Source organism: Streptomyces sp. NPDC005863 (assembly GCF_042871345.1).
In the GTDB taxonomy this organism is placed as follows: domain Bacteria; phylum Actinomycetota; class Actinomycetes; order Streptomycetales; family Streptomycetaceae; genus Streptomyces.
This window is the reverse complement of sequence record NZ_JBIAII010000010.1, coordinates 287,730-297,391: the sequence shown is the minus strand read 5'-3', so window position 1 is coordinate 297,391 and position 9,662 is coordinate 287,730. Positions and strand designations below refer to the sequence as shown.

8 protein-coding genes and 3 pseudogenes are annotated in these 9,662 nt (G+C 68.3%); 5 read left to right on the top strand and 6 right to left on the bottom strand.

From position 1 onward, the window contains the following. Positions 1–799: 799 nt before the first annotated feature. Positions 800–1,711, bottom strand: coding sequence for an AfsR/SARP family transcriptional regulator (locus ACFYO9_RS30560; RefSeq protein WP_358776560.1), 912 nt, complete (start codon positions 1,709–1,711; stop codon positions 800–802). A 372-nt stretch (positions 1,712–2,083) separates the two neighbouring features. On the opposite strand from ACFYO9_RS30560, the gene ACFYO9_RS30555 reads away from it, so the two are divergent. Next, positions 2,084–2,896, top strand: coding sequence for a class I SAM-dependent methyltransferase (locus ACFYO9_RS30555; RefSeq protein WP_358776584.1), 813 nt, complete (start codon positions 2,084–2,086; stop codon positions 2,894–2,896). Positions 2,897–3,127: 231 nt separating this feature from the next. Then, positions 3,128–3,436: a hypothetical protein gene (locus ACFYO9_RS30550; RefSeq protein WP_358776559.1), complete on the top strand. Its 309-nt coding sequence runs from the start codon at positions 3,128–3,130 to the stop codon at positions 3,434–3,436. Between the two features lie 60 nt (positions 3,437–3,496). Here the strand turns inward: ACFYO9_RS30550 and ACFYO9_RS30545 are convergent, their stop codons facing one another. From ACFYO9_RS30545 to ACFYO9_RS30535, 3 genes and pseudogenes are all read right to left on the bottom strand, one after another. After that, positions 3,497–4,099, bottom strand: coding sequence for a ScbR family autoregulator-binding transcription factor (locus ACFYO9_RS30545; protein WP_358776557.1), 603 nt, complete (start codon positions 4,097–4,099; stop codon positions 3,497–3,499). Between the two features lie 153 nt (positions 4,100–4,252). Beyond that, positions 4,253–5,821, bottom strand: coding sequence for an acyl-CoA carboxylase subunit beta (locus tag ACFYO9_RS30540; protein ID WP_358776555.1), 1,569 nt, complete (start codon positions 5,819–5,821; stop codon positions 4,253–4,255). Between the two features lie 156 nt (positions 5,822–5,977). Further along, a pseudogene (locus ACFYO9_RS30535) lies at positions 5,978–6,502 on the bottom strand (DUF4872 domain-containing protein); the annotation flags it as partial. Positions 6,503–6,532: 30 nt separating this feature from the next. On the opposite strand from ACFYO9_RS30535, the pseudogene ACFYO9_RS30530 reads away from it, so the two are divergent. Continuing rightward, positions 6,533–7,374, top strand: a pseudogene (locus tag ACFYO9_RS30530) (IS5 family transposase). Between the two features lie 25 nt (positions 7,375–7,399). Here the strand turns inward: ACFYO9_RS30530 and ACFYO9_RS30525 are convergent. Together ACFYO9_RS30525 and ACFYO9_RS30520 are read right to left on the bottom strand one after the other, a co-directional pair. Then, the gene (locus tag ACFYO9_RS30525) at positions 7,400–7,726 is read right to left on the bottom strand and encodes a hypothetical protein (RefSeq protein ID WP_358776551.1); all 327 of its coding nucleotides are present in this window, start codon (positions 7,724–7,726) and stop codon (positions 7,400–7,402) included. A 41-nt stretch (positions 7,727–7,767) separates the two neighbouring features. Continuing rightward, a pseudogene (locus ACFYO9_RS30520) lies at positions 7,768–8,166 on the bottom strand (BtrH N-terminal domain-containing protein); the annotation flags it as partial. Positions 8,167–8,243: 77 nt separating this feature from the next. On the opposite strand from ACFYO9_RS30520, the gene ACFYO9_RS30515 reads away from it, so the two are divergent. Next, positions 8,244–8,780, top strand: a complete 537-nt coding sequence (locus tag ACFYO9_RS30515) for an NUDIX domain-containing protein (RefSeq protein ID WP_358776549.1) — start codon at positions 8,244–8,246, stop codon at positions 8,778–8,780. A gap of 273 nt (positions 8,781–9,053) precedes the next feature. Next, positions 9,054–9,656, top strand: coding sequence for an HPP family protein (locus tag ACFYO9_RS30510; protein WP_358776547.1), 603 nt, complete (start codon positions 9,054–9,056; stop codon positions 9,654–9,656). The last annotated feature ends 6 nt before the right edge of the window (positions 9,657–9,662 follow it).

The window sequence follows — 9,662 nt, the reverse complement described above, 5'->3', positions numbered from 1 at the left end:
AAACAACGACAAAATCTGCCGAGGCTTCCCCGCCGACGGAACAAACGACACCCCATCAACCTCAGCACCCAACGGACCCAAAACCCGAACCCTCACAACAAACCCCCCGAACGACGTTGAATTCCAATCACGACACCCAACCCACCCAGACAGACCGCCGGGCCACCACCGAACCAACCCCACGGCAGATGCCGACGCCCCCCTCACCTCACCGCTGCCCCACACAGGCCGCCCGAAGGGGAAGGGAGAAGGCCCCAGCGCGACGTGTACGCAACACGCCACCAGCCGCGGCACTTTGATGCCACCAACGGACACTCAGATCAAGCACCGCCGACAGGCTTCCGGTAGCACAGCGGCCCATCACGGGCCGTCGGCAAGATCTCGCCCACGGCGAGCCGCCCCCGCACCCGAACCCTGACGCCGGCCATCCGCCCCGCATTCGAAACGCCGTCCACCACGAAACCCAGCCCCCTCCCCCAAGCCACACCGGGCAACGAGACAGACGCCGACACAGCTGACGACCCGTCACCACGCCCTGCACACCAGCACGTTAGATATAAGAAACCAGGAACAAACAGCCTCAAATGACGACTACACGACCACCAGGAAAACGTTGTCGCCCAACACACCGCCCCGGGTCGGCGGCGCGCGGGCCACCAAGCGCTCAACAAGTCGGAACACACAAAGAGCAGAAGTAGTGGCAGCGCCACCAACCCCCGGAAAGACCAAGACAGGAGAAGCCCTCAACAGACCGGACGGGCACACACCAGCCGCACCAGGAGCCCCAACCAACCCCGCCCTACCCCGCAGCAGCCAATGACCCCCCACTGCCCCGCCCCACCACGGCCCCCTCACGCCCGGCCATCAGGATGGACCGCTGCAACCGCCGCAACCGGACCGAAGGCTCCAGCCCCAGGTCCCCCACCAGCCTCGCCCGCAACCGCTCGTACACGTCCAACGCCTCGCCACGTCGCCCCGACCGGTGCAACGCCAGCATGAACTGCGCATGCAAACTCTCATGCGTGCGATAGCCGTTGACCAACACCGTCAATTCCGCCAGCAACTCGCGATGACGGCCCAACCGCAAGTCCGCCTCGATCCGACGGTCCAACGCGCACAACCGGCTCTCCTCCAACCGCTTCGCCTCCACCTCCAACACCGGCCCCCGCGAAACGTCGGCGAACGCCGCGCCCGACCACAGCCCCAACGCCCGCCGCAGCCAGCTCGCCGCCCCTGCGAAATCACCCCCGTCCAACGCCCGGTACCCCAAACCCGCCCACTCCTCAAACACCCCCACATCGCACACTGCACCAGCCCCGGCACCCTCACCGGCGCGTCCGTCCGCACCAGCTCCCACACCCGTACCCGCGGCCAGCACATAGCCGCCCGGCACCGTCACCAGCACATCCTTCGCCCGACGCCGCCCCACCCCGGACGCTGACCCCTGCCCCCCAGGCGACGAACCGTCGGCCTCACCCTCCAGCGCCCCCGCAATCAACTCCCGCAACTGCAACACATACGTCTGCAACGTCGTCCGCGCACTCCGCGGCGGCGCTGAGCCCCACAACTCCTCCACCAAAACCGACACCGGCACCAACTGCCCCACCCGTAGCGCCAACACCGCCAGCACCTGCCGCGGCTTCGGCGCCGACGGCACCACCGAATAGCCCCCCACCCGCACCACCAGCCCGCCCAGCACCTCAATATTCACAACAACCCCCAAAAACAAAGATCAAAAAAACCCGACCACAAAACCACGCCCAACCGCACCCAAAGTCAATTGGATCCCCTGCCCCCTGTCAATAGAAAACCGCACAGCTGGTTTCTATCCAACCCCCACCCGCAACCGACCGCCCCACCACCCACGCACCAGCCCAACTCCCCACTAAAACAGCCAACCTTCGCTGTTTCTGCCCGGGGAGCCACGGGCAACGGACACGCCTCCGAACGAGGGGTGGCTGGCTGGCCACGCACACCCCCCCCCTGGCTTTCATCCGCCCCCTCGGAATCGATCACCTAGGCTGGCGCCGTGACTGGTGATCAGGAGGGTGAGCAGGGGCAGGAGCAGGTACGGCCTTCCGGAGTGTGGGCGACAGCCGTAGGGGTGGCCAGGGTGCGGGCGCTCGAGACCGAGCGGCAGAACGCACTGTTCCGCGACCCACTGGCCCGGGCCTTCGCCGCCGCCGGCGGCCTGTGGCCTTCCTCCCCGCCCCCCGACGACGAGGCAGCACGGCGTCGCCGGCTGGCCGTCTCGTGCTCCATCGTCATCAGGACGAAGTTCCTCGACGACCTGTTGCAGGAGGCCTCCGAGGCCGGAGTCCGGCAGGTCGTGCTGCTCGGTGCCGGTATGGACAGCCGGGCCTTTCGCATCGACTGGTCCGACGGCACACGGTTGTTCGAGGTCGACACCGCCGCCCCGCTCGACTTCAAGGCTTCAGTGCTGCGCCAGGAGCGGGCCGTCCCCCGCTGTGAGCGGATCACGGTCGCGGTGGACCTGCGCGAGGACTGGCCGGCCGCGCTCGCCGCCGCGGGGCACGATCCGACCGAGCCGACTGTGTGGATCGCCGAAGGGCTGCTGATCTACCTGCCCGAGGACGCGGTGGAGCTCCTGCTGGCCCGGGTCAGCGCGCAGTCGGCGGCAGGCAGTCGCATGGGTCTGACATTGGGCTCGCGCGGCTCGATCGAGCGCTTCGGTACGGGCGCCGCGCCGGGATCGGCGGCCTCGATGTGGGTCTCGGAGATGCCCGACGACCCGGTGAGTTGGCTGGCCAGGCACAGTTGGGAGGCCGAGAGCCACACCTTGCGCGAACGCGCTGCCGCCTACGGCCGTCCGTTCAGCACCCCACCGCGGGGCGAAGAGCGGCCCGGTGGCCTGATCTCGGCAATCCGCCGGTAGGCCCCCTCCTCGCGGGCTGCTCGTTGCCGTGCTGCGGACCGGAACGCTCCTGCGCACCGACATGCCCATCCGCCGGCCCCGGCCGAGCGAGCGGCAGCGACCTCATTCATGTCATCGCTGTCCTGGCTCGCCCCCAGCAGCAGGACGTCCTCTGGCCCCCGCCCGGCGACGGCCCCGTGAGCAGTGACGTCGCCTTGCTCAAGGTGGCGACGGCAACCGATCATTTCGGCCATGCGACCTGACGTACAGACGTTCATCGCTTGCGGCCCGCTCCCCGACGGGGACGCGAACGAAGACGAACTCGACAGGCGCGTCCAGCAGCTCGACGCGATCCCGAAGCCGGTCACGGGAGAAGAAGCCGAGGCGCTCGTCTCCTGCTGCGGCCCGGACGACTGCTACGGCGTCGCCTGGACGCTCCTGCACCTCATCGAAACCTGCCCGAACCCCGTGCTGACCACCCACCCAGGACCGGACGCCAACGAGTGGCACCAGCGGCTCTACGACCGAGCCGTACGCGCAGGACTGATTCTGGAGACTTGACGGCATATCGACGCGAGGTCTCTCTCGGTCAGCCCCGGAGGGGGAGGGGGGCCGCGTGCGTCAGGGAACCACGGGTTCCTCCGGGTCAGACGCGAGGCAAGGGAGCATCACGTCCCAGTACTGGGACAACGCCTCCTGCGAGAGCCACCGGGATTCCTTCATGCCCAGCGCCGCGAGGCCGACCGTGGCAGCTATGACAGTGGACGAAGCCCCCGTAGGCGAGACCCCGTCGGCAAGCGTCCCCTCGCGTCGCGCCGCGCCCAGCAGCGCCTCCACCCAACCCTGCCAAGCACCGCGCAGATCCAACGGTTCGGTCCGCCACGGAGCCGGGCCCACCAGTTGGAACCCCGCCCGCACCACCACGTCCTCCTCCAGGGCCCGCATCAGGCCGTGGCCCGCCCCCACAAGCTGCCGCAACGCGCCTTCGTACTCTTCTCCGGCCTTCCGCGTGATCCGGTGCAGGGCAACCAGCGCCGCCGCCTCCACCGCACGCGCCAGAGTCTGCTTGTTCGCGAAATGGAAGTGGAATGCCCCGGGAGTCACTCCCGCCCGCCGACTGATGACACCGACCCGCGCCGACACAAACCCTTCCTCGGCGAACACTTCCGCCCCCGCGCGCATCACCAACTCCCGGGTACGCGCAGCCCGTTCCGCCCTCGACACCCACACCCCTCCCTTCCAGTCCGCCTTCGCCCCGGTCCGCTCCGGTCTGCTCCGGTCCGCTTCGCCGGCCAGGAGCGCAATCGGAGGCGGCACCGCGGCCCAGCAACACCAGATGCACCCAGCCACACCCAGCCGCAGAAGTTCCACGCAGAACTACTGCGGCGGATTTCCGTGTTTGCGAGCCGGCAAATCCGCATGCTTCGTACGCAACATCGCCAACGACCGTACGAGCACCTCACGCGTCGCGGCAGGATCGATGACGTCGTCGACCAACCCGCGCTCAGCCGCGTAATAGGGGTGCATCAGCTCCGCCCGGTACTCCTTCGCCACCCGCGCGCGCACCGCCTCCGGATCGTCGGCGGCAGCGATCTGCTTGCGGAAGATGACGTTCGCGGCCCCCTCCGCACCCATCACGGCGATCTCGTTCGTCGGCCACGCGAAGGTCAGGTCGGCACCGATCGACTGACTGTCCATCACGATGTACGCGCCGCCGTAGGCTTTGCGCAGCACCAGCGAGATCCGCGGCACGCTCGCGTTGCAGTACGCGTAAAGCAACTTCGCACCGTGTCGGATGATGCCGCCGTGTTCCTGATCGACCCCCGGCAAGAATCCCGGCACGTCCAGCAGCGTGAGCAGGGGGACGTTGAAGGCATCGCAGAACTGCACGAAACGGGCCGCTTTTTCGGAGGCCTCGATGTCCAGCACACCGGCGAGCACGGCCGGTTGACTGGCCACGATCCCCACCGTCTGCCCGTCCAGCCGAGCGAGCGCACAGATGATGTTGCGCGCCCAGCGTTCATGAACCTCCAGGACTTCGCCGTCGTCGACGATCTCCTCGATCACCCGGTGCATGTCGTACGGCCGGTTGCCGTCCGCCGGGACCAGGTCCAGCAGCGCCCCCGTGTCACGGTCGGCCAGGTCCTCGGCCGGGACGGCCGGTGGGTTCTCACGGTTGTTGGCCGGCAACATCGAGAGCAGATAGCGGACCTCGGCCAGGCAGGTCTCCTCGTCGTCGTACGCGAAGTGGCACACGCCCGACGTCTCGGCGTGCACATCCGCACCGCCGAGCCCGTTCTGGCTGATCTCCTCGCCGGTCACCGCGCGGACCACGTCGGGCCCGGTGATGAACATCTGCGAGGTGTCGCGGACCATGAACACGAAGTCCGTCAGCGCCGGCGAATAGGCGGCCCCGCCCGCGCACGGGCCGAGCATCACGCTGATCTGGGGGATGACTCCCGAGGCCCGGGTGTTGCGCTGGAAGATCCCGCCGTACCCGGCGAGCGCGCTGACACCTTCCTGGATACGGGCACCCGCCCCGTCGTTGAGGGAGACCAGCGGCGCGCCGGCCGCGATGGCCATGTCCATCACCTTGTGGATCTTCTCGGCGTGGGCCTCGCCGAGCGCGCCGCCGAAGATACGGAAGTCATGGGCGTAGACGAAGACCGTGCGGCCCTCCACCGTCCCCCACCCGGTGACCACCCCATCCGTATGCGGTCGCCTCGCCTCCAGCCCGAAGCCGGTCGCCCGGTGCCGGCGCAACTGCCCCACCTCGTTGAAGGAGCCGGGATCCAGTAGCAACTCGATCCGCTCGCGCACCGTCAACTTGCCCTTGGCACGCTGCGCCCGAGTCGCCTCCTCCCCCGGCCCGGCCACCGCTCGCGCCCGGACGGCGGCCAGTTCCGCCACCCGCCCCCGCACCCCGCCCAACCCAGCCCCCGCCACAGCGTCCCCCTAGCTCAGCCGATTCATACGCCAACCATCTGCCCCCCGCCTCAAAACAGACTCGGATGCCCCTGGAACCCCCGCGGAAACGGAGCTTGCGCCTCCTATCGAGCGGGCCGAGCGAGATATGAATCCTTCAAAACCGGCACGCCGGTTTCATAAGCTCTCGGCCCTTTCCTTCGCCTTTCCGGTTTCCGGTACCGAAATGTCCAGCCGGGGCCAGCCGGGCCAGCGCAGCCATCTGCGTACGGGCCACAGGCTGTACGCGGAGGCTGCCGACCTGTGGCTGTCCACCAACTGCCCGCACTCCGCGAGGAAGTCCCGGTAGAGGTTGCGGAACAGCGCTCCACCCGTGCCGGCCTTCTCCATCAGGACAGCGGCCCGCGGCAAGTCCTCCGCCGGATTGCCGCTCCGCTCCAGCCACTTCGGTACTTGTTTGGCCGCCTTCTCGATTCCCCTGTAACCCAAATTCGCGATGGGCGGATTCAGGAAGGTCTCGGCGCAGGACTTGATGGCGGGAATGATCCGTTCCTGCGGTGACGTCAGGGTGCCGGGCACCGCGATGGTGAACGAACGGCGCCTTGCCGCCATGGGGCCGCGCTCCGCCCTCGCTCTGGCCAGGGTCGCGAGACTGGTCTTGACGGCTCCGCCCTACGGGGCGGTGTCCACCAGGTAGGCGTCCTAGGCCGTGTCTTCAAATGATCTTGCTTGATGGATCATGGTCTGGTGATACGTCGCCTTGAACTGTCGGATGCCGAGTGGGAGTTCGTCCGGCCGCTGCTGCCCAAGTCGGTGCGGGGAAGGAAGCGGTCGGACGACCGCACGGTGCTCAACGGGATCGTGTGGAAGTTCCGCACCGGGACCGCTTGGCGTGACGTGCCCGAGCGGTACGGTCCCTGGGCAACACTGCACACCCGATTCCGCCGGTGGGCCCTGGACGGCACGTTCGAACGGATGCTCCGGGCCGCCCAAGCCAGAGCGGACGCCGCCGGAGACATCAATTGGCGTGTGTCGGTCGACTCCACCGTCGTCCGGGCCCACCAGCACGCTGCCGGGGCACGAAAAGGGGGCTCCGCGCACTCGGACGCTCCAGAGGCGGCCTGACCAGCAAAATCCATCTGGCCTGCGACGCGGTCGGCCGTCCGCTCGCTCTCACGCTCACGGGCGGCAATACCAATGACTGCACCCAATTCACTGCGGTGATGGAAGCGATACGGGTGTCTCGTGTCGGCCCGGGGCGGCCCCGAGTACGTCCCTCCCACGTGCTGGGCGACAAGGGCTACAGTTCGCGGGCCATCCGCACCTGGCTGCGAGGGCGCGGCATCGGTCACACCATCCCCGAGCGCGCCGACCAGGTCCGGAACCGGCTCCGGCGCGGTAGCCGCGGCGGGCGCCCACCGGCCTTCGATAAACAGCGCTACAGGCAGCGCAACGTGGTGGAACGCTGCTTCAATCAGCTGAAGCAATGGCGTGGCATCGCTACTCGTTACGACAAGACCGCCGAATCCTTCCAGGCAGCCGTCACTCTTGCGTCGCTTCTGATGTGGGCATGATGCTCCGGCGGTGAGCGGCGGGTCATCAGAGATGAAGCTCCGTCTCCCAGTCCTCGAACGGCGGCTCGACCTGATAGCTCGGGTCGCAGCACACCCGAACCCACTGAGCGACCCGGTACTGCGCTTCTCCGTCGTTCAGCACCATGCCGTCGGCGTCGACTTGCAGCACATTGCTATAGATCGCGAAGACCTGTTCCAGCGAGGAGCCGGAATGGAAGACGGTCGAGCGATAGTCGAACCCATCGAGCAGGTCCAGATCGAGGGTGCCGTTCGCCAAGTAGAGGGCGAAGAGCCGGAGCGAAGCACGCACGTCGACAGAAAGATGTTCCACCAAGGCATCGTGCGCAGCCATGGGGCCACCTTGGCAAGATCTTTTGAAGACACGACCTAGCCGTCGTAGCCGTAAATGGCCACGACATGGCCGTCGAAGTGCACCTTCGTGCTGAAGTAGTCCAAGTGGTGGCTGTCGAGCTGCAGGCCGACCGGTCGACCGGCGTCGATGGGCGCCGCCACGTTCTGCCACGCCTTCCGCGCGGACATCGTCTCCGCGACCACCAGGTCGAGCCCGAGTGTGGCCGCCAGGTTCTTGGTGAGCTCGAACGGCTTGACCCGGCCGCCCAGGAACGGGAAGTCCATCGCCTTGCTGTCCCAGTAGACGAAGGACAGCCCTGAGCCGAGCCCGAACAGCATGGGCTCGGAGAAGTCGATGCCCTCATGTCGCCACAGCACGCCCAGCGCTGTCGTCTCACAGTGCTGCATGCCGCGGACATCGAGGTCCTTCACCATGGCCATGCCGTTCATTCTTCCTGCCCCCACCCCCTACCGATGCGGTGCCATCACACGATCGAGAGACGCATAGCGTTAGAGCGGTGCAACCAACTCACCCGCACCGCCCCGCCGCCCGGGACATCTGCCTGGACGCCGCCCACCGCCTGCTTCTACTGCGCCGGCGGGACCCGTTCGACGGGACGTGGGTCTGGGAACCGCCCGGCGGCGGCATCGAGCCCGGCGAGACCCCGCTGATGGCGGCTCGGCGTGAACTGGCCGAGGAGACCGGGCTGGATCCCGCCGGGGTACTGGATCAGTCGGTCCTCGTCGACCGCGATCTGCGGTGGAACGGCAAGCGGCATATCGGGACAGAACACTTCTTCCTCGCTCGGTTCGCCGACGAGCAGCCACCCCTCACGCGGACCGGCCTGCTCCCCGACGAGCTGGCCAGCCTGGACACGCACGCCTGGGTCGCGTGGTCGGAGCTCGGCTCCCTGCCGGACCCGGTCGAGCCGCCGCAGTTGCTGACCGTGCTCGACACCTTGGCGCCGGACGGTCCCTGGCGCGCCGCTGACCCTGGCACCGGACGGTCCCTGGCGCCCGGCGGTCCCGCATCGGAAGGCCACCGGCGCCCCTGACCTGAAACGCCAACGCCAACGCCGCGCCGACGTTTGAGGTTCTCAGGTCGCATCGAACCTCGGCCGGAACCCCACCTCGGAGCGCGGCAAGACCCTGACCTGCGGCGACTCAAAGGCATCTCCTAGAATCGGCGGCGAGTACGCGGATATCCCGACCCCCGGACCGCCGCCGATGCCCACGTTCCCTGCCGACCGCGAGGGAAGCCGGGCCGACTCCTGTCCCCCCGCCTTCGCCGTCCGGGTCTCCCGTCGGCCCTGCCCTGGAACCACGTCTTGAGCACCGACGAAATCACCGAGGCCCCGGCCTCACCCACCGCCTCCCGCGTCCTCACAGGCCCCCACCCCCACCCCCGTATCCACACCCACACCCGCACCCGCATCCGCACTCGGCTCGCCGGTCGCGCGCCCGCTCCTCCCTCGCCGGGCGCCGTCGCGCACAACATCAGCGCGGCCACCGCCGTCCTGCTGGCCCTGGTCGCCATAGGCTCCTTCATCCATGAGCCGGTGCTGATACCCCCGCTCGCCGCGTCCGCCGCGATCATTCATGGCGCGCCGAGGTTGCCGCTGGCCCAGCCGCGCAGCGTGATCGTCGGGCATCTGCTGTGTGCCGCCGTCGGGTACGCGGTCCTCGCCGTCTCCGGCAGTACGTCCTGGGCCGCCGCGATGGCCGCCGGGATCAGCCTCGCCGTGATGACCGTGGCGCGTACCCCGCACTCGCCCGCCTGCGCGACCGCGGTCGTCATCGTCCTCAACACCCCGCACCCCGCGACCTTCGTCCCGCTGCTCGTGGGCTCCAGCGCGCTGCTCGTCCTCGCGGGCTGGGCCGCGTCCTGCGCGCGTCCCGGTGCACCGCGCTACCCCGTCTACTGGTGGTGACAAGGC